At 68.7% G+C, this 25,654-nt stretch carries 22 protein-coding genes and 4 pseudogenes; 15 read left to right on the top strand and 11 right to left on the bottom strand.

Translation table 11 applies throughout. From position 1 onward, the window contains the following. Positions 1-87 precede the first annotated feature (87 nt). The 3 genes from AB0L37_RS03205 to AB0L37_RS03195 are packed head-to-tail and all read right to left on the bottom strand — an operon-like array spanning position 88 to position 3,835. Positions 88-1,125 carry a LacI family DNA-binding transcriptional regulator gene (locus AB0L37_RS03205; RefSeq protein WP_365499272.1) on the bottom strand — a complete coding sequence of 346 codons (1,038 nt, stop codon included), beginning with the start codon at positions 1,123-1,125 and terminating at the stop codon, positions 88-90. A gap of 53 nt (positions 1,126-1,178) precedes the next feature. Continuing rightward, entirely contained in the window at positions 1,179-2,126 is a 948-nt protein-coding gene (locus tag AB0L37_RS03200) for an ROK family protein (RefSeq protein WP_365499269.1), read from the bottom strand. Further along, positions 2,123-3,835 carry a class I mannose-6-phosphate isomerase gene (locus tag AB0L37_RS03195; RefSeq protein ID WP_365500527.1) on the bottom strand — a complete coding sequence of 571 codons (1,713 nt, stop codon included), beginning with the start codon at positions 3,833-3,835 and terminating at the stop codon, positions 2,123-2,125. The genes AB0L37_RS03200 and AB0L37_RS03195 overlap by 4 nt, the downstream gene beginning before the upstream one ends. Before the next feature lie 307 nt (positions 3,836-4,142). On the opposite strand from AB0L37_RS03195, the gene AB0L37_RS03190 reads away from it, so the two are divergent. The 5 genes from AB0L37_RS03190 (at position 4,143) to AB0L37_RS03170 (ending at position 11,837) form a co-directional block, all read left to right on the top strand. Next, positions 4,143-5,456 (top strand): extracellular solute-binding protein, encoded by a 1,314-nt coding sequence (locus AB0L37_RS03190; RefSeq protein ID WP_365499266.1) that lies wholly within the window; start codon positions 4,143-4,145, stop codon positions 5,454-5,456. Next, positions 5,453-6,412: a sugar ABC transporter permease gene (locus AB0L37_RS03185; RefSeq protein ID WP_365499263.1), complete on the top strand. Its 960-nt coding sequence runs from the start codon at positions 5,453-5,455 to the stop codon at positions 6,410-6,412. Before AB0L37_RS03190 ends, AB0L37_RS03185 begins: the two co-directional genes overlap by 4 nt. A gap of 3 nt (positions 6,413-6,415) precedes the next feature. Then, on the top strand, positions 6,416-7,231 hold the full coding sequence (locus AB0L37_RS03180) for a carbohydrate ABC transporter permease (protein ID WP_365499260.1): 816 nt from the start codon (positions 6,416-6,418) through the stop codon (positions 7,229-7,231). Between the two features lie 118 nt (positions 7,232-7,349). Further along, positions 7,350-8,546: a glycoside hydrolase family 76 protein gene (locus AB0L37_RS03175; protein ID WP_365499257.1), complete on the top strand. Its 1,197-nt coding sequence runs from the start codon at positions 7,350-7,352 to the stop codon at positions 8,544-8,546. 138 nt (positions 8,547-8,684) lie between these two features. Further along, a complete protein-coding gene (locus AB0L37_RS03170; RefSeq protein ID WP_365499254.1) occupies positions 8,685-11,837 on the top strand; it encodes a glycoside hydrolase family 38 C-terminal domain-containing protein in 3,153 nt (1,050 codons plus the stop codon). Between the two features lie 231 nt (positions 11,838-12,068). Here AB0L37_RS03170 and AB0L37_RS03165 read toward each other — a convergent pair whose 3' ends face one another. Together AB0L37_RS03165 and AB0L37_RS03160 are read right to left on the bottom strand one after the other, a co-directional pair. Continuing rightward, entirely contained in the window at positions 12,069-12,368 is a 300-nt protein-coding gene (locus tag AB0L37_RS03165) for a hypothetical protein (protein WP_365499251.1), read from the bottom strand. A 251-nt stretch (positions 12,369-12,619) separates the two neighbouring features. Next, the gene (locus AB0L37_RS03160; RefSeq protein WP_365499248.1) at positions 12,620-13,606 is read right to left on the bottom strand and encodes a hypothetical protein; all 987 of its coding nucleotides are present in this window, start codon (positions 13,604-13,606) and stop codon (positions 12,620-12,622) included. Positions 13,607-13,791: 185 nt separating this feature from the next. Here AB0L37_RS03160 and AB0L37_RS03155 point away from each other — a divergent pair. The 4 genes and pseudogenes from AB0L37_RS03155 to AB0L37_RS03140 form a co-directional block, all read left to right on the top strand. Next, positions 13,792-13,992, top strand: a pseudogene (locus AB0L37_RS03155) (ISL3 family transposase); the annotation flags it as partial. 374 nt (positions 13,993-14,366) lie between these two features. Then, positions 14,367-14,498 (top strand): annotated as a pseudogene (locus tag AB0L37_RS03150) (hypothetical protein); the annotation flags it as partial. Between the two features lie 150 nt (positions 14,499-14,648). Then, positions 14,649-15,398 carry a transposase gene (locus AB0L37_RS03145; protein ID WP_365500524.1) on the top strand — a complete coding sequence of 250 codons (750 nt, stop codon included), beginning with the start codon at positions 14,649-14,651 and terminating at the stop codon, positions 15,396-15,398. Between the two features lie 188 nt (positions 15,399-15,586). After that, positions 15,587-15,868, top strand: coding sequence for a hypothetical protein (locus AB0L37_RS03140; protein WP_365499245.1), 282 nt, complete (start codon positions 15,587-15,589; stop codon positions 15,866-15,868). Positions 15,869-16,171: 303 nt separating this feature from the next. Here AB0L37_RS03140 and AB0L37_RS03135 read toward each other — a convergent pair whose 3' ends face one another. Further along, on the bottom strand, positions 16,172-16,630 hold the full coding sequence (locus AB0L37_RS03135; RefSeq protein WP_365499242.1) for a hypothetical protein: 459 nt from the start codon (positions 16,628-16,630) through the stop codon (positions 16,172-16,174). 153 nt (positions 16,631-16,783) lie between these two features. On the opposite strand from AB0L37_RS03135, the gene AB0L37_RS03130 reads away from it, so the two are divergent. After that, positions 16,784-17,416: a hypothetical protein gene (locus AB0L37_RS03130; RefSeq protein ID WP_365500521.1), complete on the top strand. Its 633-nt coding sequence runs from the start codon at positions 16,784-16,786 to the stop codon at positions 17,414-17,416. Positions 17,417-17,719: 303 nt separating this feature from the next. On the opposite strand, the gene AB0L37_RS03125 is transcribed toward AB0L37_RS03130, so the two are convergent. Then, complete coding sequence (locus tag AB0L37_RS03125) at positions 17,720-18,067, bottom strand: hypothetical protein (RefSeq protein ID WP_365499239.1); 348 nt, start codon at positions 18,065-18,067, stop codon at positions 17,720-17,722. A gap of 278 nt (positions 18,068-18,345) precedes the next feature. Between AB0L37_RS03125 and AB0L37_RS03120 the strand changes: the two are divergent. Together AB0L37_RS03120 and AB0L37_RS03115 are read left to right on the top strand one after the other, a co-directional pair. Further along, positions 18,346-18,518: pseudogene (locus AB0L37_RS03120) on the top strand (IS701 family transposase); the annotation flags it as partial. A 372-nt stretch (positions 18,519-18,890) separates the two neighbouring features. Further along, positions 18,891-19,268 carry a hypothetical protein gene (locus tag AB0L37_RS03115; protein WP_365499236.1) on the top strand — a complete coding sequence of 126 codons (378 nt, stop codon included), beginning with the start codon at positions 18,891-18,893 and terminating at the stop codon, positions 19,266-19,268. A gap of 26 nt (positions 19,269-19,294) precedes the next feature. Here AB0L37_RS03115 and AB0L37_RS03110 read toward each other — a convergent pair whose 3' ends face one another. From AB0L37_RS03110 to AB0L37_RS03095, 4 genes and pseudogenes are all read right to left on the bottom strand, one after another. Then, positions 19,295-19,684 (bottom strand): MazG-like family protein, encoded by a 390-nt coding sequence (locus AB0L37_RS03110; RefSeq protein ID WP_365499233.1) that lies wholly within the window; start codon positions 19,682-19,684, stop codon positions 19,295-19,297. Between the two features lie 215 nt (positions 19,685-19,899). Continuing rightward, positions 19,900-21,795, bottom strand: a complete 1,896-nt coding sequence (locus AB0L37_RS03105; RefSeq protein WP_365499230.1) for an ABC transporter ATP-binding protein — start codon at positions 21,793-21,795, stop codon at positions 19,900-19,902. 209 nt (positions 21,796-22,004) lie between these two features. Further along, positions 22,005-22,652 (bottom strand): hypothetical protein, encoded by a 648-nt coding sequence (locus AB0L37_RS03100; protein WP_365499227.1) that lies wholly within the window; start codon positions 22,650-22,652, stop codon positions 22,005-22,007. A 184-nt stretch (positions 22,653-22,836) separates the two neighbouring features. After that, positions 22,837-23,001, bottom strand: a pseudogene (locus AB0L37_RS03095) (IS256 family transposase); the annotation flags it as partial. A 200-nt stretch (positions 23,002-23,201) separates the two neighbouring features. On the opposite strand from AB0L37_RS03095, the gene AB0L37_RS03090 reads away from it, so the two are divergent. From AB0L37_RS03090 to AB0L37_RS03080, 3 genes are all read left to right on the top strand, one after another. Beyond that, the gene (locus tag AB0L37_RS03090; RefSeq protein WP_365499225.1) at positions 23,202-23,795 is read left to right on the top strand and encodes a CbrC family protein; all 594 of its coding nucleotides are present in this window, start codon (positions 23,202-23,204) and stop codon (positions 23,793-23,795) included. Between the two features lie 4 nt (positions 23,796-23,799). Then, complete coding sequence (locus AB0L37_RS03085) at positions 23,800-24,081, top strand: hypothetical protein (RefSeq protein ID WP_365499222.1); 282 nt, start codon at positions 23,800-23,802, stop codon at positions 24,079-24,081. Positions 24,082-24,724: 643 nt separating this feature from the next. Beyond that, on the top strand, positions 24,725-25,339 hold the full coding sequence (locus AB0L37_RS03080) for a hypothetical protein (RefSeq protein ID WP_365499219.1): 615 nt from the start codon (positions 24,725-24,727) through the stop codon (positions 25,337-25,339). Positions 25,340-25,654 lie beyond the last annotated feature (315 nt).

The raw sequence follows: 25,654 nt of genomic DNA, 5'->3' as shown, positions 1-25,654 counted from the left end.
GTGGTGGGCGCCGGCGAGCCGCACGGCATGCCTCGGAGACCACCGCCGCGAGCGCGACGGTGGCCGGGTGGGGATGGGTCAAGGGCGCTACGTGCCCGGCGTGGTGCCGGGGTCCGCGGCGGTGTGCGTGCCGTGCCGGACGATGTGGGTGGGGACCGTGATCCGGCGGGACGCGGGCGGTCCGGCCTCGGCGCGCTGCAGTCGGTTGATCAGCAGGCGCGCCGCTTGGCGGCCGATCTCGTCGGCGTCGTAGGAGACGAGTGTCAGTGGCAGGCCGAGGACGTCGGACAGTTCGAAGTCGTCGAAGCCACCGAGGGGCAGCGTGACCCCGGCCTTGTGCAGGGCCCGGATCGCGCCCTGGCTGATGCGGTTGTTGGCGCAGAACAGGGCGGTGGGGGGATCGGACCTGCCGAGCAGCTTGCGGGTCGCAGCCTCGGCCGTCGCGGCGTCGACGAGGCCCTGGACGATGAGGGAGTTGTCCGGCTCGACGCCGGCCTCGTCGTGCGCCGTCCAGAATCCGCGCAGGCGTTCGGCGCCGGTGTAGAGGGAGGGCGGGTTCCCGAGGAAAGCGATCCGGGTGTGTCCTTCGGCCAGAAGGCTGCCGGTGGCTTCGCGGGCTCCGTGGAAGTCCTCCACCAGGACGCAGTCGGTGTCGAGTCCCGCGGGCGGTCGTGCGGCGAGGACGACGGGGACGTGGCGCATGGCGGCGGCCAGATGCTGCTGGCGGCTCCCGGCGGGCACGACGATCAGTCCTTCCACCTGATGGTCGATCAGGCTGTCGACCAGACCGGGTTCGCGGTCGGTCTGCTCGGCGGAGTTGCTGAGCAGCATCCGGTAGCCGTGCTCGGTGGCGACGTCCTGGACGCCGAGCGCGAGGCGCGAGTAGAAGGGGTTGGCGAGGTTGGTGACGACGAGACCGATCATCCCGCTGCCGCCGAGGCGCAGGCTGCGCGCCGTCTCGTTGCGCCGGTAGTCGAGCTGGTCCACCGCGGCGAAGACTTTCTCGCGGGTCGCCTCGGACACGCCGGGGTCGTTCTTCAGCACGCGGGAGACGGTCATGGCGCTGACCTGGGCGAGCTTTCCGACGTCATGCATGGTCGGCCCGCCGGTGCGACGAGCGGTCATGCCGTTTCTCCTGTCTGCGATGGCCCGTGGCGGTGTCCCGGGCCCGGTCCCCGTCATGATCGAGCGTTCACCGAGCCCTGTACCCAGTGGGCGGCCCCGATCAGGGGTGCCTCCGCGGACTGCCGGGCGGGCAGTACGGGTACTGCCGGTCCTGCGGCCTGGGACAGTCCGCGGGTGAACGCGGGGTGGATCAAGTCCCATGACCGGGCCATGGACCCACCGATGATCACCGCGGTCGCTTCGAAGCGGGCGATGTGCGGGGCCAGGGCCTGTCCGAGGGCCTCGAAAGCGTAGCGGAAGGCGGCCGATGCGCAGGTGTCACCCTGCTGTGCGCGCACGGCGATCTCGTGGACGTCCGGCAGCGCCGTTTCGTCGGCAGGCGCGGCGAGGCCGGCGTGCCGGGCATAGTGCAGGCGGACCGCACGCCGCGAGACGGTCTCCTCCAACGGCCGCCCCCGCACGGTCAGTCGGTGCACGTGCCCGTGGGGCGGGACGCCGGCGCCCTCGTGCACGGGCCGCCCGTCGCGCAGGAAGGACGAACCCACCCCCGTGCCGAGCGTCAGGCACACCGCACGCTCGTGTCCCGCGGCGGCCCCGGCCTTGTACTCGCCGAGGGCGAAGGCGTCCGCGTCGTTGAGGAAGCTCAGCCGGTCCGCCCGTGCGCCGAGCCGCTGTCGCAGCCCGGCGCCGACGTCGACACCGCACAGCGACTCGAACTTGCCGATGCCGGTGAAGCGGCCCATCCCCGTCTCGTAGTCGAAGGGGCCGGGCATCGCCACGCCCCAGTGCGGGCTGTGGTCGGCCGGAAGCGCCAGCGCGGCCAGAGCGATGGCGTCGAGGATGCTGTCGGCCGCAGCGAGTGCGGCGAGGGGCTCGCGGATGACCGACGACGGAACGGCCCGGCTCGTCGCGGGGTCGACGAGGGCGGCCGTGACATGGGTGCCACCCACGTCGAGGACGGGCACGGGCGCGGCGGGCCGCCCGCCGAGGGCGACGGTCACGGTTCGACCACCAGCGCCTTGACGACCTGCACCGGGTCGCCGCCGAGCGGGCGCAGACGGTAGCCGCCGACCGCGGCGGGAACGGTCAGGGTCTCCGCGAAGGCCAGTGAGTGGGTGCGGCCGTCGTGGGTCTCGATGACGCAGCCCTGGCCCGCGGCCACGTTGAGAATGTGGAAACGGCCCGCGGTGTCGTCCTCGACCGCGGCGCCGGATTCGACGACCAGACGGTGCACCGCGTAGAACATCTCGGGCAGCGCGCCGATGACCTCTTCGCGCCAGCCCTCGCCGGCGCGCAGCGTGCGGGGCTGCTGGATCAGGTTCTTCGTGACGTCCTCCCCGCGCCGGGCCGTGTCCAGGTTGGCGAAGCCGTGCTCGTAGGGCAAGGGCCGGGACGCGCCGGAGGCGTCCTTGCGCAGCCAGTCGTAGAAGCGCAGGGAGTACAGGTACGGGGTGGCGCTGACCTCAAGGACCAGGTTGCCCGCCCCGGAGGCGTGCGGGGTGCCCGCCGGGATCATGTAGAGCTGGCCCACCGTCGAGGGGTGCGTCTGGACGTGGTCCTCGACGGGCACCGGGGTGCCGTGGTCGATGGCGTCCTTCACCTGGCGGCGCATGGTGTCGGGGTCCGCGTTCTCGGTCAGGCCGAGCAGTACCCGGGCGCCGTCCTCGCTGGCGGTCACGTAGTACGTCTCGTGCTGCGGGTAGGGCCAGCCGAACACGTCCCGCATGTACTGCTCCTGCGGGTGGAGGTGCAGTGACAGGTTGCCGCCGCCCATCGTGTCCAGGTAGTCGAACCGGATCGGGAACGACGTGCCGAACCGGCTGTGCACCGCCTTGCCGAGCATGTCCTCGGGGTGTTCGGCGCACAGCAGCTGAAAGGGGATCTCGACCTGCGGCCCGCCCTGTGCGCCGACGAGGACGCCTGCCTCGGGGGCGATCAGTTCGTAGCCGAGGGCCGTGTTGCCGCCCTGCGGGGTGAATCCCAGTTCCTTGACGGCCCACTGGCCGCCCCAGGGCGTGGAGTTGAAGTACGGGCGGGTGCGCACCGGGCCGTGGACGAGATGGGCCAGGGTGGCGCGTACGGCGGCGCCGTCCAGGGACGTGGGGGCAGCGCTGTCCTGTGTGTCGATCCAACGGTCGATGCGGCCGGCGAGCGCGTCGCGGTGCCGGTCGACGAGAGGCCAGTCGGTGTAGAACAGGCGCCGCAGGTCGCCGGGTTCGCCGTGACGCCCCAGGTTGGCGCCGACGGGCAACTCGCCCTGGGCGACGGCGGCTTCGGCGTACCGCTTCGGCAGGTCCGCGTACCAGAGCACGTCCGGTTCGCACAGGGCGGCGCCCGGACCGTACACCACATGGATGCCGTCTCCCGCGGGGCGGCCCGGGCGGGGCACGGCGTCGAAGAGGTCCGCGGCATTCGCCTCGGACAGGGGCGTGAAGAACGGGTCGTCGGCGGGGACGGGCCGGGCGGCGATCCGGTCGGCGGCGGACGGCGCGTGGTGATCGCGTACGTCCATGAGGGTCACGTCGCGGCCGGTCGCGCGGGCGGCGGCCGTGACTTCGGCGCTCAGCGTCTCCCAGTCCAGTGCGGCGGGGCCGTCCACGGCCAGCACCACCGGGCCGGCCGGCAGCGTGGCGACGGAGGCAGCCCAGCCGGTGGTCACCTGCCCGTCCACCGGGTCGTAGCTGGGGTGGGGGTCGTACGAACGTGACACGGACTGCTGCACATCTGCTCCTCAGTAGGACTCCAAGCCGTTGTTAACGATAACCACACGTGGCTGAACGGGTCCACCCCGTCGCCCATGGTCGAACTCGGAGACGGTCAGCGCTTTGAACTGCGTATTTAGCGAAAGTCGGGATCGTGTACGCCATCTGTCACGCCAGAACCCTTGTCAGCTCTGGAATGGTGTCGTTAACTTCGTCGCAACACCCACTCGGCGGCTCCGGGCGCTTTCCGGACTCTCGACTGCCCTGTGGTTCACATCCGGCCATGCACATGGCTCGATTCCGTGAAGGTGATCAATGTCAGCATCGGACAGGACCCGCCGCGCGGCCGTGCCGCTCGGCCGGCGTCGTCTCCTCGCCGGGGCGGCCGCGGGCGCGGCCACCCTCGTGGCAGGAGGCTGCGCCCGCGGAGACGGCACGTCCGCACAGCCCGGGACCACGAGCATCTCCAACGACAACGCCACCTGGGACGACGGTTACCGTGCCGCCGGACGCGAGCTGGCGAAGATCACCGGCTCCTCGCTGCGGCCCCTGTCGAACCCCTCGGTGACCTCGTACCAGCAGGTCGTGCAGATGACGCTGCAGACCACCAAGGCCACCGACCTCGTCAAGTGGGCCTCGGGCTACCAGCTCAAGCGCCTGGCGCGGGCCGGCGGGCTCACCGACCTGACGGACGTCTGGAGCGCGTACCGGTCCAAGGGGTGGGTGCGCGCCGCCTCACGCGAGTCGGTCTCCTACCGCGGGAACGTGTACGGCATCCCGCTGTACGAGTCGTACTACGTGCTGTTCTACAGCACCCCGGTCTTCAAGAAGCTGGGGCTTTCCGCCCCGCGGACCTGGGACGAACTGCTGCACTGCGCCGAGGTCCTCAAGCGCAACAGGATCACCCCGTTCCTGGCGAGCCAGGTGGGCGGCTGGCCCGCCATCGAGTGGTTCCAGGAACTGGTCAGCAAGGTCGACCCGGTCTTCTACCAGAAGCTCGTGGCGGGCCAGGCGTCCTACACCGACGCCCCGGCACGCCAGGCGATGGACATCTGGCACGACTTCATGCGCAAGGGCTGGATGACCTCACCCGACTTCGACCAGGCACGCGGCCCCGGCGCGCTGAAGGCCGGCACCGTCGGCATGTTCCTGCACGGCAGTTGGCAGGCCTCGGGCATGACCGCCGCGGGCATGAAGCCGGGTGTCGACTACGGCGCCTGCATCCTGCCCACCGTGCGCACCTCCACCCCGAAGAGCGTGATCACCGAATCGGGAGTGTTCACCGTCCCCAGCCGCGCCTCGTCGCACGACGCCGCCATGGCCAACATCGGGTCCTGGCTCGCCCCTTCCGTGCAGCGGGTGTGGAGCGACTTCCTGCAGGACAGCTCCGCCAACCCGACCGTGCGCTCGGCCAACCCGGTCGTGGCCGACCTGCAGCGCGACATCGCCCGCGAGCGCCGGATCCCCTTGATCCGCTACTGGGAGGCCAGTCCGCCGAGCCTCATCCAGGGCAACACCGACGACCTCGGGGGCTTCATGGCGGGCCAGACCTCGCCCGCCACCACGCTGCGCCGGATGCAAGCGCGGGCACACGACGAATGGGCAGCCTGGAGGCGCGACGAAGCATGAGTACTTCCCTCACCGACCGACGCCCACCCGCCGCGGGCAGCGATCCGACGGCACGTCCGGACACGACCGGCGGCCTGCTGGCGCCGCGGCCCCGGCGCAACACGCGCGAACGCCTGGTGGCCGGCGGGTTCATGGCCCCGGCCGTCGTCCTGGTCGCGCTGTTCCTGCTGGCCCCGTTCGTCTGGACCGTCTACCGCAGCTTCTTCAGCGACACACGGACCGCGCCGTTCAGCTGGTTCGACAACTACACGCTGTTCGCCTCCGACCCGGCCCTGTTCCAGTCCATCCAGAACACGCTGATGTGGGTGGTGGGCACGGTCGTTCTGCCGTCCGCGCTCGGGCTCGCGATCGCCGTCATGACCGACGCCGGCCGCTTCTCACGCCTGGCACGGCTGTGCGTCGTGCTGCCCTACGCGCTGTCGGGCTCCGCGGTGGCGGTGGTGTGGAACTTCATGCTGACCACCGACGGCGCCGTCAATCAGGTACTCACCGCCCTGGGCCTGGACTCGGTGGCCCAGGGATGGCTGCTGACCTGGCCCGGCAACACCGTCGTGATGATCCTCGCCAACGCCTGGCAGGCCACCGGCGTGGCCGTCATCCTCTTCCTCGTCGGGCTGCAGTCCATCCCGAAGGAGACGCTGGAGGCCGGAGCCCTGGACGGTGCGGGCAGCTGGCAGCAGTTCCGGCACATCGTCCTGCCCCAGCTCCGCCCGGTGTCGATCATCGTGATCGGCATGAGCCTGGTCAACGGCCTCAAATCCTTCGACCTGATCTGGGTGCTCACCCAGGGAGGCCCCGGGCGGGCCACGGAGACGCTGGCCGTGTCCATGTACAACGAGACCTTCCTGGAGCTGCGGCCCGGAGCGGGAGCGGCGATCGCGGTGGTCCTCACGGTGATCGTCCTCGCGGCCTCCTGGGTCTACCTGCGCCGTCAGCTCGACGTGAAAGGCGTATGACTGATGTCTGCTGGCCGACTTCTGCGCAACGGCACCATCGCGGTGCTCGCCCTCCTGTGGCTGATCCCCACCTGGCTCCTCGTGGTCAACGCGCTGGTGCCCGCCGCGAGTTACTCCGGAAGCCCGCACTGGCTGCCCAGGGAATTCGGGCTGTTCGACAACATGTCCCAGGCCTGGGAGAAGGCCAACCTCGGCCCCGCCCTCGGCAACAGCCTGCTGTACTCCGTGGTCAGCGCCGTCGCCGCCGCGGTACTCGCGGGCTTCGCGGCGTTCGCCACGATCATCATGCCTGTCAAGCGGCAGGCCCTGTGGTTCTGGGTGATCTACTCCGGCACGCTGCTGCCCCTTCAGGTCTTCATCCGGCCACTGTTCCTGTCGTACGCCCACACGTCCCTGTACGACAGCCAGGTCGGGCTCGTCCTGATCTACACGGCGATCGCGGTGCCCTTCGCGTTCTTCGTCATGCGCAACTACGCCCTCACGCTGCCCCGCGAAGTCGTGGAAGCGGCCCGGATGGACGGGGCGTCGTGGTGGCGGCTGTTCTGGCAGATCCACGTCCCGCTGACCCGGTCCGCCATGATCGCCGTCTTCGTGTTCCAGTTCGTGGCGGTCTGGAACGACCTGATGTTCGGCATCACGCTGGTGACCAGCCGCAACATCCGCCCGGTCATGGCCGCGCTCGCCGATCTGCAGGGCAACTACTCCAACGTGGGGCCGCCCGTCGTGCTGGCCGGCGCCCTGCTGGTGTCGTTGCCGACCGTGGTGCTGTTCTTCTCCGCTCAGCGCTTCTTCGTCAGCAGCCTGCGGATCCATCGCTGACCCCGCACCCGGCACGACCGCCGGCACACGCCGTCTTCTCGGCGGCGGTGCCGTACGGGTTCCAGCGCCGGGACCGCATCGCACGCCGCCCTCCTCACCCTCGCGAAGGGGAACCTCCATGCTGAGATCGCTGCTGACCCGCGCCGCCGTGCCCGCCGTCTGTCTGGGCCTGCTCTGGGGCGCCGCCCCCGCACACGCCGGCACCCCGGCCACGGCCCGGCCGGTCTCCTCCGCCGCGTGGGCCGATCGCGCCACGAGCACCTACCGAGCCCTGCAGTCCCACCTGTACGAGGGCTCCGAGGCGAGCGGCCTGTACCTGGAGCACACGCCACGGCAGGCCACCGACCAGGCACACTCGTACCTGTGGCCGTTCCGCGAGGCCGCCCAGGCGGCCGTCGACATGCAGGAACTCCCGCGCACCGGAAAGGACTTCGCCGCGGACGCGGCCCAGCGGTTCGACACGATGGAGCGGTACGCCGGCCCCACCGGCTACCAGTCCTATCTGCCCGCCCCGCTCGGCGCCGGCGGCGACGTGTACTACGACGACAACGCCGTGGTCGCCCTGAGCCAGCTCGACCAGTACGAGGCGACCGGGGACCGGACCCTGCTCGGGCGCGCCGAGCAGGCCGTTCCCGTCGTCTCCCGCGCCTGGGACGACGACACCTCCAAGGCGTGCCCGGGCGGCATGGACTGGTACGACTCACCCAGCAACAGCATCCGCGCCACCAACGTCACCGCCCTGTCCGCCCAACTCGCCGCCCGGCTCTACGAACGCACCCACAACCGCAGCTACCTCGACAAGGCCGAGCAGTGGTACGGCTGGGTGTACTCGTGCATGCGCAAGGCGCCCGGCCTGTACGTCAACGACCGCGGGGACGACGGCAGCACCAACGAGACCCTGTGGACCTACAACTCGGGCGCCATGATCGGCACCGCCACCGCCCTCTACCGCGGCACCGGTGACGCCACCTACCTCGACAAAGCCGTGGCGGACGCCCAGGGCTCCCTGGCCCACTGGACCGAGGGCACCCGCCTGCACGATCAGCCTGCCGTGTTCAACGCCTTCTACTTCAAGGACCTGCTCGACCTGGACCGGGTCCGCCCCGACGCCGCCTACCTGCAGGCCATGAGCGCCTACGCGGACAGTACGTACCGGACCAACCGGGACGCCACCACCGGGCTGTTCCGCTTCCAGGCGTCCGGGGGCGGCGACTACGACCCCCAGGCGCCGGCCGGAACCCTCCACCAGTCGGCCATGGTCCAGATCTTCGCCACGCTCGCCGACGCCACGCGCAAGAGCCACCGCTCGCAGTAGGCCGCCCGCCCCTCCCGTGCAACCACCGCCCGCACCAAGGCCACCGCCGCCGGCGAGGCCACCGGCCTCTCCGGCCCGGTGCGGCGCAGCGCGGTGCCTCGCCCGCCCGTACCCCGATCGCAAAGGACCTCCCGCACCATGCCCAAGCCACCGCTGACCCGGCCTTCCTGGTGGGACTCCGACATCGCGCGCGACCTCCTGAAGAAGCGTGTGGCCACCACGACCGGCCTCGGCGATTTTCAGGTGGAACTGTCCGGTGAGCCCCTGCTGCGCCACGACGGCAACGGCGGGCTCCTCCAATCCGTCCGCCTGCGGGTGAGCCGCCCCGGCGCGGCACGTCCGCGCGTCACCAGGGTGCACGTCACCACGGAGGGCGGCACCGCCGTCCACTGCGAGATCCTGGACGGGCCCGAGGACGACATCCGCCTGCTGATCCCCGAAGTGGACGCCGTCACCCCCCTGTTGATCGAACTGCCCGACCTGGAGGAGGGGACCCGGATCCCCTTCGAGGCCCGGCCCCAGCGGCACTGGACGCTGCACCTGGTCCAGCACTCCCACCTCGACATCGGCTACACCGACCCGCAGGGCCGGGTCATGGCCGAGAGCCGCTCCTACCTCGACTCGCTGCTGGAACTGTGCCGGGACACCGACGACTGGCCGGAGCCGGCGCGGTTCCGCTGGGCTGTCGAAGGCTTCCACTCCTTCCAGGACTGGCAGGCCAACCGGCCCCGGCGCCAGGTCGAGAACTTCCTCGACCGGGTGCGGCAGGGGCGCGTCGAACTCACCGCGATGCCCTTCAACCTGCACACCGAGACCTGCTCCACCGACGAACTGCACGAACTGCTACGCCCCGTCACCGAGTTGCGCGACCGGCACGGCATCGACATCACCACGGCGATGCAGACCGACGTACCCGGCCAGGTGGTCGGCCTGCCCGACGTCCTGGCGGACAACGGCATCCGCTATCTGTCCGTCGCCCACAACTGGGCCGGCCGGGCGGTGCCCCACCTCGCCGGCGGGGAACACCTGCCCCGGCTGTTCCGGTGGGAGACGCCGAGCGGCAACAGCGTCCTGGTCTGGCGCACGGACACACCGCACGGCCTCGCCTATATGGAGGGCTCGATCCTCGGGTTCGACGAGTCCTACGACCGCGTCGACGACCTGCTGCCCGCCTACCTCGGCGCGCTGGCCCGCTTCCCCTATCCCCACGAGGGGCGCGGGATCCCCGGCTTCTCCGCCCTCGACCTGCCCGACACCGCCGAGCCGTACCCGTGGGACGTTCTGCATCTGCGCGTGCTCGGCAAGTTCGCGGACAACGGCCCGCCGCGCCGCGTCATCTCGGACACGGTCCGCCGCTGGAACGAGCAGTGGGCCTACCCGCAGCTGCGTGCCTCCCGCAACCAGGACTTCTTCGAGGACGCCGAGAAGCGCGTCGGGGACCGCCTGGAGACCTACCGGGGCGACTGGACGGACTGGTGGGTCGACGGTGTCGGCGCCGGCGCCGTCCCGCTGGCCGCCACCCGCCGGGGCCAGGCCGCACTCGCCGAGGCGCAGACCGTCGCCGGGTACGCGCAGCTGATGGGCGCACCGGGCACCACCACGATCACCGCGGGCGCACCGGCCGTCTACCGGTCCGCGTCACTGTTCAACGAACACACCTGGGGCGCCGGCGACCCCTGGACGCACGGCGACCACGGTCACGGATCCGGCGAGAAGCAGTGGCACTGGAAGTACTCCCAGGCGATGCGCGCCCACGACGACGCCGAGACCCTCCTGGACGCCGCCTCCGCGCTGCTCGGCGAAGCCTTCACCCCGGCCGAGGACGCGGCAGCCTCCTTCTATGCCGTGAACACCTGCAGTTGGCCGCGCAGCGAGACCGCACGGCTGTTCCTGCCCGAGAGCACCGTCGCGCTGAGCGACGCGGTCCATGTCGTCGACGCGCGCACCGGCGAGCGCCTGCCCTTCTCGGAGGAGGCGCAGAGCAACGAACGCCACCGCGCAGCCGGCCGGTTCCTGCACGTGCCCGTCGCGGATGTCCCGGCCTGCGGCGCGGTGCGCCTCGACATCACCGCCGTGACACACCCCGTTGCGCAGGGCGACCCGACCACGGACACCTCCGCCGCCACGCCCGACCCGGCCGCCGCGACGCTCCTGAACATCCTGGAGAACGAGCACCTGCGTGTCACGGTCGACCTGCGCGAGGCCTGCATCGCTTCCGTCGTCGACCGGCACACCGGTCGCGAGATGGTGCGCCAGGACGCCGTCATCGGCTTCAACGGCTATGTCTACGACGAATACGCCACGGCCGGCGGGTTCAACCACCAGTCCAGCAAGACGGTGGCCGACGACTCGATGCATCTCCTCGCCTCCCGCACCACCGCTCCGCCCGCGGCCCTCGTCGAGCGCACCAATGACGCCACCGGCCAGAGCCTGGTCTACGAATGCGCCCCGGCGGGCGCCCGGCGGCTGCGCGTGACGGTGCGGCTGCCGCACGGCGCGGCCCGCATCGACATCGAGAACCGCCTCGACAAGACGGCGACGCTGACCAAGGAGAGCGCCTACTTCGCCTTCCCCTTCGCCCTGGACGACCCCACCGTGCGCACCGAGGCGACGGGCGGCGTCCTCGGCACCGACCGGGAGACCGTGCCGGGTTCGGCGCCGCACATGCGCGCCGTCCGGCGCTGGATCAGCCTGAGCGACGGCACCCGTCACGCCGCACTCGCCACGGCCGATGCCCCGCTCGTCCAGCTCGGCGGGATCGCCGTCCCCTACGTCCCCTACCCGCAGTCCCTGCCGCAGGAGGAGCCGGCCACGGTCTTCTCCTGGGTGCACAACAACATCTGGGACACCAACTTCCCCTCGCGGCAGGCCTTCGACCACGTCTTCCGCTACACCGTCGCCTTCTCCACGGACAGCGCTCCCGAGGCCGCCGACAGACTGGCGGCACGCACCGCGGCGGTCACCAGCCACCCGCTGGTGCCGGTGCGCGCCCGCGCCGAGAACCGGAGCGAACCGCCGGCGCAGACACAGTTCCTGACGGTCCACGACCCGCGGATCCGTCTGGTGGGCCTGACCGTCCCGGCCGAGCGCAGGCTGATGGTCCGTCTCCAGTCCCTGGCGGACACTGCGGTCAGATGCCGCCTGAGCACCCCGTTCGCGGTCACGGGCGCGATGCGCACCACCTACCTTGGCCACGACCCGCGCGACATCGCTCCGGAGACGGACGGCTCCGTCACGGTCGAGGTACCGGCGCTTGGCACAGCGGCGGTGGTCCTTCACCTGGACCGGTAGGCCGGGGGAGCGCCGCGGATGCACTTGCACTCCGCCGCGTCCGTGCATCCGCGGTGCTCCCGGTCAGCGGAGATCCGCGCGTTCGGGACTCGGCCTCCCGTAGGAGCGTAGGAGCGCCTACCTCGGGTTCGAGCGGGATCGGGTGGCGCGGATGCTGCTGGCCGTGGGGCTGGTGGCGGGTGTCGCCTGACCGGGAACACATGTGCGCCCACGGCAGGTTGCTGACGGTGTTCAGTCCCACATCTGGTTCTGCGCAAACCAGTCGCAGTACCGGATGACGATGCCCAGACCACGGTCGGCGGCCTGTAGGCACTGGCCGGTTGCCTTGTGCTGCAGGTGCCAGTGGCCGTTTTTGTACACCTCGTACCACCGTTGCCAGTCGTTTCCGCTGCCCTGCTCCGTGTAGACGTCTTGGTCCTTGTACGCGGTCAACCGCGACCGCTCGACCTGTGCGAGCGACTTGCCCCGGGCGACACCATGCTCAGACCTCGCCACCACAGTCCCGGACTCGTGACGAACCTGCAGGTTCATTATCGCCTCAACCTACCGCCCAGAGAAGCCGCAGCCCACCCAATCCCACGGAAGCTCAGTCCCGTGAGACCTATTGCGAACCCAGCGGTGGAGTTGCCACAGTCCGCGATCTCCCACAAGAAGTGGGCCAGAGCCTCACGGTCGGTGTTGGATGGAAGGCGGATCCGACACCATGCTGAGATTCGCAGGTCGCAGTAGGCAAGAGAGAGCGCGGTCAGTGGGTTGCTGCTTTTCTACGTTGGTGCCCACGGTCACTCGTTGGGGGACTCCGTTGCCAGCGGGATGCCGCACTGCAGGCACCCGTTCGCGTGGTCGTCCCGGCAGACGTAGCCGATGCCACCATCCACGCACCATTCGGCGGCCTCCTCCGACAGCAGGTCGGGCCCGGCACGGAGCAGCCGACGAAGTTCCGTGGTGTCGGCGATGTCGACCGGGCGGTTGGTGAACCACTCGTCGAACCAAGGCTTGTCTCGGTGCACGTGCCAGTGCGCATTCTCCCGGTCGTCGACAGCCGTGGTGAACCGATCGACGATGCGCCCCCAACTCGGTGTTCCGAACCAGCCGTTGTCGGACGCGCAGAAGAATTCGATCAGGGTTCGCAGGCCGAATGTCTTCTCGCGAAGGCAGTACGCCCGCCCCCAAGCGATCGCGTCCTGTGCCATCTCCGCGAGTTCTTCGCGCGGATCAGCCTCGTGCGCCGGGTCGAAAGGATTGTGGCAGGCCAGCCCGAGCTCGAGAACAGACTGCCCGGTCGGTAGAACCCGGGACGGGTTGATGATCGTGAGACCGAGACCGATCCAGTCGACATGGTCGAACGACAGCAGCGAGCGCACGAGTCGGGTGGTTGCCGTGTTGATCCGCATCATTGTGCCGTCGTGGAGCGGACTCTTCCCGGCATGCCAGTTCTCGATGGGTGTGTTGCGCCACACCGCGAGCGTGACGCGGGCGGCAGCGAGCCACAGCAGCGCGTCGTCGTCGAGATGCCCGAACCGCTTGGCGCACTCCTGGGCGCCGTAGGGAATCAACTCTTCCGGGTTCGGCCACCTGTGGCTGTCGGGCCCTTCAGGCGCGTACTCGTAGTCGTCGGCGTACTCGTCGAGGATCGCGCTCAACTCGGCAGCGTTGTAAGCCTCGCTGTACTCGGAGCTGTCCGGCTCCTCGACGGTGTACATGTCGTGGTCCCAGGAGACGTACACGTCGCGCCAGAGCAGTGGTGGTCGTTGCGGCGTGTTGTACATGATCAATGTCAGTGACTTTTGGGTTCTGGCACAGATCTTGGGGAGTCGTCGCGGAGCGTTACCTCGACGTTCGATTGCGAGGAAACGGGTTCGTGTGAGACGGCGTACGCCTTGTCGTCCCATGGACAGAATTGACGCTCCCTCAGGTGTCTGCCGATCGCTGCTGCGGTCGGTTGGGGACGGTGATGGTGCTGGTCATGCAGACCGATGCACCGTTCTGGGGCTCACTGGTGTTCGAGGGAATGGACGATGTGGATGTCGAGGCGGTTACGGCCGCGTTCGGCACGGTCGAGGTGGTGGCGATAGGCCGCGCGGCCGGGGCTGCGTGTCCGGACTGTGGCCGGTTCTCGGGGCGGGTCCACGACCGATACCCGCGCAGGCTGAGGGACCTTCCACTCGCTGAGCAGGGCTTCGTGATCCGGCTGACAGTCCGGCGCTTCATCTGCGGAGCGGCGGACTGCCCGCGACGGACGTTCGCCGAGCCCTTCTCGCGGCTGGCTGCCCCGCACGCACGGTTCACCACGCGGCTCAACCGTGCCCTGGAACGGGTGGGGCTCGCGCTAGCCGGGCGGGCCGGCGCTCGGCTGGCAACCCAGCTGGGCTTCGGAGCTGGCCGGATGACCTTGTTGCGCAGGGTCATGGCATTGCCCGATCCTGCGTTCAGCACGCCGCGTGTGTTGGGCGTGGACGACTTCGCGATCCGTCGCGGCCAGACGTACTCCACGGTCTTGACCAGCGTCGAAGACCATCGCGGGTCGATGTGCTCCCGACGCGTGAAGCAGGACCGCTGGCGGCGTGGCTTGTTCGTCACCCCGGCGTGGAGACCATCTGCCGGGACCGGGCAGGCGCTTATGCCGAGGGTGCCCGCCGCGGTGCCCCTGATGCTCTGCAGGTCGCTGACCGGTTCCATCTGTGGCAGGGCCTCGGTCGCGCCGTAGAGACCTGCGTCGCCGCTCAACGCGACTGCCTGAGCAAACCTTCGCCCAGTGGCACCCTGCCGGAGGCTACCCGGCTGGCTTCCGGTCTGCCGCAGGACGACTCGGTGCCCGTCGGCCGGCGGGCCGAGCGGAAGAAGGCAGCACATGGCCTGGTCCACGAGCTTCTTGCTCAAGGTCACTCACGCCGGGCGATTTCACGGCACCTGGGCTGGGGCGGCCTCAACGCCGTGCTCAGATACGCGAACGCCGCGAACTGGCAGGACACCATCCGCGAAAACCGGCCCCGCCCCAGCAGACTGGACCCATACAAGCCTTACCTGGAGCGACGCTTCGCCGCAGGGTGCACCAGCGTTACCCAGCTCCATAGCGAACTCGTCGCCGACAACGCGCCCGTCACCTACCAGATGGTCCGTGCCCACATCGCCACCCTCCGCGGGACTCCCGTCGGCACGCCGCCCCGACCTCCGACGGTGCGTCAGGTGACCGGCTGGATCACCCGCCATCCCACCGCCCTGACCGAGGAAGACCGCGCCGGCCTCAAGGACCTCCTGACCCGCTGTCCCGAACTGGACGCAGCAGCCGGACACGTCCGCGACTTCGGCGAGATGCTCACCAGCCGCCTCGGCTCCACACTCCCCACCTGGATCGACGCCGTCGATGCCAGCCAGCTGCCCGGCCTCATCGGCTTCGCACTCCACCTGCGCCGAGACCTCGACGCCGTGACCGCCGGCCTCACTCTCGACTGGAGCTCCGGCAGCATCGAGGGAGCGATCAACCGCATCAAGAAGATCAAGCGTCAGCTCTACGGCCGAGCCGGATTTGAACTCCTCCGCAAGATGATCCTGCTCCAATAACACTGCGCGAGCAGCCGCCCAGCCGTGCCAGGATGGCCTCATGTTGATTCGAAAGGGCGATGCCGCGTAGGCGTCCCAAGGCCGTCCGCGCAGAGCGGTGGCGGCCACGACGGCAATGTTCGGTCCTGAGAGTCCGCGGTATCTCCGCGCGGACTCGTGCAGCGATCCGCCGGGTTGAAGATCAGGAGATGTGGCCCAACGCGGTCGCCAACGCGCTCTCGTGTTTCGAGCGAGGTTTTAACCAGCCGGGACGCTACCTGGACGCCTCCGAGTTCGAATCGCCCGGGGTGGGAGATGCCCGTGATGACCTCGAGTGGGCGATGCGGCGCCTTCCTCCCGGAGCGCAAAGGGACTTGGGCCGACTGATCGCATGCATCGATGAGGAATTCGAGCGCTGCACCCTGCCCGACCCCAACAATATTGAGCTGGCGGTGTTCGGTTGGTGGTGGACCAGAATGCGAGAACGCTGACGGGCCCCGGACCCTCGCCCTCAATCGAACGACACCGTCACCCTCCGCGACCACTCCCCAAGATCCGTGCCAGAACCGACTTTCGGTGTCGCATGTAGGTGCGGCGGTCGGTGGGTTTCCAGGACGGCTCGCTTGGCCATGACGAGAGTCGGCGAGGTCCGTCAAGGGCGCCTGATGTCCTAATCTGAAGGGCCCGCCGGGCGTGTACTGGGCGGACCGTGCAGTGCCTTTCGGTACGAACAGCCCTTCGGCGGGACTGGCGCCTTCCTCGCCACGGCCGAACCTCTCGCGGCAGGAGCCCCGTCAGCGGCTGATCGCGCGGAACCAGTACTCCCGAATGGTTGTCTGCTTCTGGTCAAGCTCGATATCCGTCATCCGGTTGGTGACCGTCCCTGGCATCCCGAGCGAACGCCCACGGACCCTGACGACCCGAAGGTCGCTCCAGATCCCGCTCCGGCTCACGCGCTGCCGCGTCTCGATGGCGGCGACCTCGCTCCAGGGGATGGCTCGTCTGCTGACGAACGTTCGGAACTCCAGCCCCCGCTCGGTCAGCAAGGACCTGCCATAGATCAAGTTGACCGTACTGACGAACATTCCCACAACGAAGGCCCCCAGGCCGCCGACCCACCACCATGTGCCCGGCTCATGCGTGGTCAAGGCCATCGCCGCCACCACTCCCACGAGGACCAACGTCCCAATAACGTTCCGCCACCAGTACCTACGCCGATCGCACGCATTGAAGCTGATCCACACCTCGGACATGTCCATGATGCTATCGACGCATATCCGAGTACCCCTTTCTGCTCAGGGCGGTACAACCAAGGTGCTCAGCTTCGTGAGTCGAGATGAGGGTGCTCGGTGCAATCGAAAGGCGATACTGGCCGGGGATGAGGAAGACTTCGCCGGGTGATCGTGATGCAGCCTGTCCCGGAGATATACAGACCTGACGGCTTCGACCTCTGGCCGGTCGCAGAGGTCAAGGCGTTCGGCTTCCTGCCACTCAGCGGCGAGCTCTCACCCGCTGAGGTCGGGACGGCGGTGATGCGCATCGCCAGCTGCAATGACGTCGTCCCCAACGGCGACCGCCCGCCTCGTCCGGCCGACGCACTTGACTCGTTCCTTCACGGACTGCTGACCTTCGACAAACTCTTCGCAGCCGGCGGCCTGCGGGTCACCGACACCTCCACAGGCGTCACCTTCCTGCCTGGCTGCTGCGATGGACTGGAAGACTGGCGCGCCTGGCACCATTTCGTTGACGGAGGCAGTCTGCTCGGATTCGGCCACGACCCCTTGTCACCGGTTGCGGAGCGCTTCGGCGACGCCGTCCGGCTCACCGTCAACGCCGACCAGAGCGACAGTCCGGTGGTCGAGCTGCCCATCACCGACCTCCGTAACCTGGTCGCCGGTGCCGAGCGCGACCTGGCCGACTTCCTCGCGCTGGCAACCGACTGGGCCTCCAGGTACCTGCCTGGCCACTGCGCTCCCGTCACAGCCGCCCTCGCCCGCGTATTCGACCTTCCCGCGCGGGCCGTGCCGCCGAAGCGGTAGGACGGCGGGCCTGGCCCAGCGTGCGACGCGATGAGCTGTTCGCGCGTACCTGCCTGGGCACTTCGAGGTGTACGCCGCCACCTGCTGCTCTCGTCCACGCTGCGCTCCTGGATGCAGAGTCCTGGCCGTCGTGGACCTCCCACTACGAGGCCGAGTGACCGGCACGGGTAAGTGATCTCCGCACCATCCGTTCTGGCCCGCTGGCGGGACAGCCATGCAGAGCCGGAGTCCAACTTCGCCCCCGAATCTCCGATCCGTGTCTGGACCGAGCGCCCGGCCCTGGCCGCCTGACGCCGGCTCTCGCTACAGCTCCACGCGCCGTTCGGAAGCAGAGGGATCCGATGCGGGTCCGTAGCGCAAGACCACATTCGCCGGGCGGAACGGCAGGTCACGCAGGACAGGTGCCATGACGGCGAAGAGCGCGTCGGCATCAGGGCCGTAGGCGAAGAGTGCCGCCTCGCCGTCTCCGAACTCGTTCCCGTCGAACTCACCGACATCGACTCGTTCGATCGCCTCGGCCAATAGGTTTTGGGCCGCGCGGACAGCCGCCCGATCGCCCGGTTCGCCGAACCCGTCGCCCGTCAGTTTGTACCGTGCGATGACCGCGTGTTCGACGCTTCCCTCCGCGCCGCCATCAGCTGCATATGTCATGCAGGAACGATGTCACCCCGGACCAACATCAGCGGATTCCCCGTCCACGATCCGAGCCGAGCCACGCGCTCAGTCAGTGTCCCTGACGCGAGACGCCATGGGCTCCGGGGAATCAGCGCCGTCCGCCGGCCCGACCCGTGCTCCGCGCTTGTCGGCACCACCTCGGATCGGGGGCGGGGAACGCCGCGATGCTGCTGCTGCACACCAGAATCATGAAGACTTAAGAAGTGTTCTGGGTGCGGTGTGGCAGTGCAGACATCCGAGTTATCAGCCTCGCCCAGATCGGCGTCTTCGCTGCCTACGCCTCAGCCCGTGGTTGGGCTCTGTCGACCGCGAGCTCTAACTCCCAAAGTCACGGACGGAGGGCCGGGAACGCTGCGGCACAGCAAGGGTCCCCGACGAGCGCGAGTTCGCCACCAAGGGCGAACTGGCTCAGCACATTGTGCTGCGGCCCCCTTGCCTCGCCGCTGGCTGTCGCCTGGGCGAGATCCGGATGCCATCGCTGTCCGAGCAAGGGTGCAGCAACGCCCGCACATCACCGGCCGCGCCTTGCCGATCGCAACCAGCGCAAGCTCGGGCGGAGAGCAGCCCGATGCCAGCAACATCAGGCTACGGCCACACTCGCCGCGAACGATGTGCGTGGCGCAGCCGTCAGATCGTGCCCATTCAACGTTTGCAAGAGGAACTGCAGAAGCGGCCGGGTCAGAACGGACTACAGTTGGTTTAGGTGAATGCTCCAATGCATTGTTCGCCTTCATCACTGGGGACGCCCCGAAGCGTCGGGGCCCGGTCTTCGCACACGTCGCCCCAAAGGTTCAGGATCATGAACCAGCATGAGCAGGAGACGGGCGCACAGTGGTCGCCCCGCCTTCCTCGAAACGCACCGAGCACTCCTCCGCACCAGCCGATGGTCGGCACGCAGCCTGCCGGCCCCTGGGGTCATCCTCCGCCGAAGAAGCGACGACGTGTTTTCATGTGGATATTTCTCGCGATCCAGGTGCTCTTTCTGGTCTGGGTCATCACGGGCGCCAGTGCGGCCTCGGGCTCGCCTGGCGACTGTGGATCTCTGGATGCGGAAACCTGCAACGATGCCTCCGACGCAGGAACCGCGATCGGCGTCGGCCTTGTCATCCTCCTGTGGGCTGTGGTCGACATCATCCTCGGCATCACCTACGCGGTGGTCCGGATCGCACGCCGGTAGGCGCGTGGGACGTCTTCGTGAGGAGGTCAGGTGTGTTTGTCTGTGGCTGACGTGTCGGGGGCTGTTGGCTCGGGGTGTTGCATGGCGGATGTCACTGGGGGGTTCGGGTCCGGATCGCGGTCTGTGATGTGCTGAGTGCGGTGGGCAAAGATGGCTTCAGCGTCAGGGGACAGGCGCGTCAGGGCGACCATGGCGGTCACGATGACGTCGCAGACCTTCGCTTCAAGGTCCCGTTGAGTATGAGTGACCCCCTTCCTTGGGTTTTCCCCGGCCAGGCCGATTGCGGCCTTGGCGACTTCGCCGGCCTCCTCTTGGATTTTGAGGAGTTGGTAGGGGATGCGTGTGTCGCGCGGGAGCGAGGAGTGGGCGTCCAGGCGGTGGGTGAGGTCGGTGATGGTCTGCCTGGTGTCGGTCATGTGCGTCTCGATTCTGCTGGAGGGGGGAAGTGCAGGTCAGCGGTCGTGTGTCAGGGCGGTGCGTGAGGCGAAGTCGCCTAGGTGGTGGGCTAGTTCGTCGTGCGTGTCCTGCTGGCCGATGCGCTCCGCCGTCGCGGGTACTTGTCGGGGAGGCGGGCTTGTCCAGGACGAGGATCGGGGGAGAGCGCCGTACTTGCGGGCGTTGCGCCTGCCGGCTATCGGGAACGGTCTTTCGCCAGGGTGAGAAGGTCGCAGAAGAGCCCTCCGGAGTGGGCTAGGTCGTCGTACCGGCCGGTTTCGATGATGCGGCCGTGTTCCATCACGACGACGCGGTCGGCGATCTTTGTGTTCTCCAGTTGGTGCGTGACCACGATCGTGATGCGGTCCGAGGCGCCACTCTTGATCTTCTCGAAGATCTGATGCTCGCCTCGGGCGTCCATCTGCGAGGTGGGTTCATCCAGAATGAGGAGTTCGGGGCGCCTGTAGATCGCGCGCGAGCACGCTAGACGCTGCCACTGACCTCCCGAGAGTTCAGCGCCGCCGAATACCTCCCGAGCGAGCAGGGTGTCGATGCTGTCGGGCAGTGCATCGACCGCCTCGCGCATTCCGACGGCGTCGATCGCCTCCCAGACCTGGGCGTCGTCGTAGGTTCGGGGCTGGCCCAGGTTCACGTTTTCGCGCACCCGAAGGGGCCATTGGGCGAAGAGTTGTGGCACGAGTCCGGTGCGGGCCCAGACTGTGTTCTGGTCGAGGTGGGCGAGGTCCGAGCCGTTCCACAGGATGCGTCCCTTGTCGGCGAGGTAGATGCCGGTAATCAGGCGCAGGAGGGTGGACTTGCCGCTGCCGTTCTCGCCCACGATCGCGAGGATCTCTCCGCGGCGCATGGACAGGGAAACACCGTCGACGGCCGGCTTCGTCTTGCCGGGGTACTGGTAGACGGCGTTGTCGATCCGGATCTCTTCGACGGTGGCGGGTGCGGCCAACTCGCCGCGCTGCGGGGCTCGTTCGCCGGCCTCGTCGAGGAAGTGCTGCATGTCGGTGAGGTACAGGCTCGTATGGAAAAGGGCGGCCCCGTTGAGGACGACCTGGGACAGGGCGGCCAGCGTGGTCTGCACGGCAACGACCGCGGTCGCCGCGACGGCCAGTTCGATCCTGCCGGTGGTGGCGAGCCAGGCCAGGGCTGCCCAGGTCAGCAGCAGGAAGAAGCCGCCGGTCGCAGCGGAGAGCAGGACGATGCGCAGGGTGCGCGGCGCACTGGCGAGGAGGCGGCGGTCGATCCGCTGGGACAAGGACCGGTACCAGAACAGCAGGTAGCCGGTCATGCCGTTCGCGCGGACCTCGTCGCCGTGCTTGGGGGTGGTGGCCCACCAGCGCATCATGTGCCGCACGTTGCGGTCGGAGACGTTCGCGTAGTGCATCTCGTAGTCGACCCGCGCGGTGAGTACTGCGCCCGCCCCGGCAGGCAGTACGGCCAGGAGCAGCAGGGGCAGCATGAGCCAGTGCAGCACGGCCAGGACGCTGCTCGCCGCGAGCATTCTGATGAGTGCGGCGACGAACCTTTGGGCGTCGTTCACCATCACGTGGGTACGTACGACGCCCATTTCTGCGGCTTCTTGCCGGTCGGCGAAGCCGTCCTGGGCGTAGGCGGCTGCCTCGACTCGGCAGACGGCTTCCACGAGCGCGCTGTCGGCGTGGGTGGTCAGCAGCGGGGTGAGCCTGCGGTCCGCGTACGAGGCGACCGCGCTGGAGGTCCTTCCGAGCCCGGCGGTGCCGGCTACGACGAGGAGCGCGGGCAGCGCCTGGCGCAGGCGGTCGTCGACGGCGCCTGCGCCGAGGATGTGCTGCATGGCGCGCGCGGTAGCGGTCAGGCCCACGGCAGCGGCGGCGCCGGTCACGAGCTGGCAGGTGATGAGGAGGAGCACGGCCGTGCGGTCGAGCTGCCAGGCCATCCGGCCGATGCGGCGCAGTACCGACGGCAGCCGGGCGCACAGGTGCGAGAACGAGACGTTGCCCAGCGGGTTGATCGAGTACTCGCCGTTGAACCGGATCTCTGCCGGGGGCGGCGGCGGGGGTGTCTGTGCGCGCGAGGTGGGGGTGCCGGTCGTGGTCAACTGCGCTCCTTCGTACGGTCGTTGGGGTTCGGCATCACGATGTCCGGGTCAACGACGGTGCCGCCTCTTTCGAACACGCGTGTTTGAGACGGAGGCGAATCCGCGAAGTCACGCGCGTTCGAGCGGACGGGCTGAAGGGAGGGCGGGCTCGGCCCGGTTCGGCGGGTGGCCAAAACGCCGACGTCGATACGCGTGTGACGCATGAGGTTTCAGGAGGTGGGCGTCTGTGTCCGGGGCGGAGTACGCACGAGCACGTCGGGGTGAGCGTGCTGGAGCGCTAGCTCCGCCTGTGCGGCTTCGATGGCCCGGCAGCGGCCCGGCGCCGCGCGCGGGCGAAGCGGGCCCACTCGCGCACCGGGGTGCGGTCGATACAGATGGCCCGCCGCACCCCGGTCGACCACCGCACTCTGCACGGTCTTTTGCAGCACGCTCTTGCCACCGCCCAGGTCACCGACGACGGCGAGCGTCGCGGAGGCATTGCGCGTGGGCGTATCCGCCACAGGGACCATGACGGGGCGGGTGGTGCCGCGATCCGGATTGGTGCCCAGCCAGGTGCCGTTGGGGTCGCCGACCTCGCTGCGGGTGAACGCACCCGACATCGCCCAGTCTTCTGCGACCTGATGCCGGGGGAACTCGCGCACCGCCCGGGGCCGCACGCTGCGGGGCAGCGCGAGCGTGAACAGCTGCGCCTGCAGTCCGACCGGTCGCAGCACCCGGTGGTCCACGCCGGCCAGCAGCTTTTCCAGCGCCCGCGTCCGCGCGTCCCACAACTCGGCGGAATGCGCCCGCACGGCGAGCACGGTGACGGTCCGCTCGTCGAGCGCGGTGAAGATCCCGTCTGTCAGACGGGCCGCCATCCGTGGCGCCTTGGGCTTCGTCAGGCGGGTGGGCCTGGGCGTCCGGCCAGACAGATCTCGGCGGGGGATGCGAAGCGTTGCAGCAGGGTCAGGACAGCGGGTGCTGCATCCGCGGGCCCAAGACCCGTTCCAGATGCGGGTGGACCTGGGTGAACAGGCCCCGGGCCGGTTGATGTGCGCCGGTGACCGCCCGCCAGCGGGCCTGGGCGGAGTCCTCGAGCTTGAACACCGTCGCGAGCCCGGCGGCGAGACAGCCGGCGCCGCGGGTGACCTTGGTGCGGAGCTTGGCGGTGGTGAACGTGGACTCATTCGGGTTGGTGGTGGGCAGATGGATCCGGTACTCGGCCGGGATGAGGCCTTGCACGCTGCACGCCGAGGGCCACACCCGTGACGCATCCCTCGACGGTTCCGGCGGAACTGCCGCTCGCTGAACTGCGCTGCCTGACAGTCGAGGTTCAAAAAGAGCTACTCAGCTTGCCGTTCAACCTCTGATCTTCGCGTGAACGGGTGCTGCAACGCGGCCTGCGGTAAACGGATCCCAGCTTCGCGGTGCCCGCTTCTGGTTGGGATGATGGTCCCGTGGCAGAGCCGACCTTTCGATACCACCCCGATCCGCTGGCCTCCGGGTCCGCGTTGCGCACGGACCATGTCTGCAGTGTCTGTGGCATGGATCGACAGATCCGCTATCTAGGACCTGTCTACGGTCGGCAACCTGATTCCCTCTGCCTCCACTGCATTCAGTCCGGGGCAGCGTCACAGGCCCTGAGCGTCTCAGGCGGAGGCGATGGGGACTCCGACATGGCTGCGATGTTCAGTGATGCTGTTGACGTCCCCGACGACGTGCCTCTGTCGGTCGTCGAAGAAGTCACCCGACGCACTCCCGGCTTTGCGGGTTGGCAACAAGAGTCCTGGCTGTACCACTGTGGCGACGGCGCGGCCTTTCTCGGCCCTGCCGGGTATCACGAGCTCGAGGCCCACCCAGAAGCCCTCGCCATGCTCCGTGAAGATCACCGGCGTTACGGCTGGTCGCCGACGGATACTGAGGAGTTCTTGCGAAGGCTGGACCGCACCGGCGAGCCGACCGCCTACCTGTTCCGCTGCTTGCACTGCGATACGAGCCTGGCATCGTGGGACATCGGCTGATCTGATGAACCCCTCCCTGGCCCGCCTGACCGGACTCCTGCCGCCGCCGCAGGCGACGCCCAGGGGCTGGGCGGCGGTGGAGGAGCAGTTGGGCGCCGAACTGCCGCAGGACTACAAGGAACTCGTCGACACCTACGGAAGCGGCCTCTTCGACGACAGCGTGGGGCTGCTGGAACCCGGCTGCCCGCGCCCGCGCTACGACCTCATCTCGATGGACGTACAGTGCCGCGAATCGCTGCAGCAACTCTGGGAGCGCGGCGAGCCCTGTCCGATGGAGCTGGACTAGGAAGGCGCCCGGCTTATTCCCTGGGCCTCCGAGGACGAGGGCGGTGAAGTCCTCTATCTGCTGTGCTGTCCATCCCCGGCCGGAAGCCCGAGAACTGGCCTGTCCTGATCAACGAAGGCCGCGGCCCCGAATGGGAGAGCCACCCGGCCCGGGCACCCAGTTCCGCCTCTACCTCCTGACGAGGGAGTGGCCGAATTGGATACTTCCCGGACCTGCCCCTGGACGAGCACCTCGTCGAGACGAACGAAGAGGTCTTCACCAACGGGTAGGGCCCGGCTTCACTTGGTGAACCGCCGGTGTACGGGGTCTTCCCGGCAGACGTCCAGGGACGCATCCTGGGCGGCCACCACAGCATCGGCCTGCAGGTCTGGCCGGAGCCGAACCCCAGCTCCAATGGGACGGGGTGGCGATCTCCGACGTTTCCTCTGTAGAGGAAACGTCCTCAATGGTCCAGCAGTCACGGCCGGTATGGTGCGCGCCTTCTGCTAGCCCACGTCCGTATAGTCGTAGTCGGTACCAGCCCTGGGTTTCTGGGGGCTTGCGCGGTGCCTCGGGCTGCCGAACTTTGATGGGGCGGCCGTCCTCCCGCTGGCGGGACTCGGCGGGGGAGCTGCTTGCGGACGAGCTGGTCTACGCTCGCCGCATGGGACTGTGCATCGAACTCCTGATCGTCGACTGCGCCTATCTGGAGGCCGTCCCGGTCGAGTTGCGAGCCGAGCTGGTGGCAGCTGCTGCGTTCGGGCCTGACGATCCCGAGGAGTGGAATGTTGCAGAGGGATGGACATGGCCCGATGCCAGCAGTCGTCCCTGGTACGGACGTTATGAGTTTCCCAACACGCTGACCTCGTACAAGCCACACTTCTGGGGCGGTGAAAAGTGGGAAGAAATGCGGCCTTCTGCGCCACCTCAACTGCGAGTGGCGCTTGACGAGTTCAGTGCCCCACTGTTCTGGGGCGAGTACAACTGGGCGTTCGTGGAACCTCCCTTCACCCCGGCCGTAACCGACCGGGACAACCATTGGTGCCCCCAGGCCATGCGATGGCTCTTGCCCGAGGACGTGATCACCCTTCGTCGCTTCTGGACCCAGGTCGAGCCGGACCTGCTCTCTCTGCGCGAACCATTCGAGCGGCATGCTGCACAGCCGCCGACGGGGCCAAACGATGACTTCTCGGCGTTTGCTGCACTCGTTGTTCAGTGGGGAGAGGTGGTCACCGAAGCCGCAGTGCGCGGGTGGGGGATCATCGGTCTGAAATGCTGAGCGGGGCACGGCTGCTTCTGTCCCCCTCGCCACTCCCGCAGAGGTCTCGCCCGAGCCGTGCCAGACGCCTTCTGCGCGGGAAGGTTGTGGATGCACAGGCACTGTCGGGGTCGACCGCTCCGAGTCATGCCGCCCGCCGAAACAGCTCGTTGCAGGGGCGGCGCTCGTGGCAGTCAGGAGTTCGCAGATCGCCGGGAACGGGGGCGGGGCCAGGCACAGGGGTCAACGGGTGCCTGCGTGGTGGGGTGGGGAGGACGGGGGAGTCGTGGTGGAGTGGTGGTCCGTTGCGATGGTGGTTGAGCGCAGCGGTGAATG

Source organism: Streptomyces sp. NPDC052225, from assembly GCF_040679615.1.
GTDB lineage: Bacteria > Actinomycetota > Actinomycetes > Streptomycetales > Streptomycetaceae > Streptomyces.
Note: the sequence above shows the minus strand (reverse complement) of the source record. Positions and strands in the feature narration are given on the sequence as shown.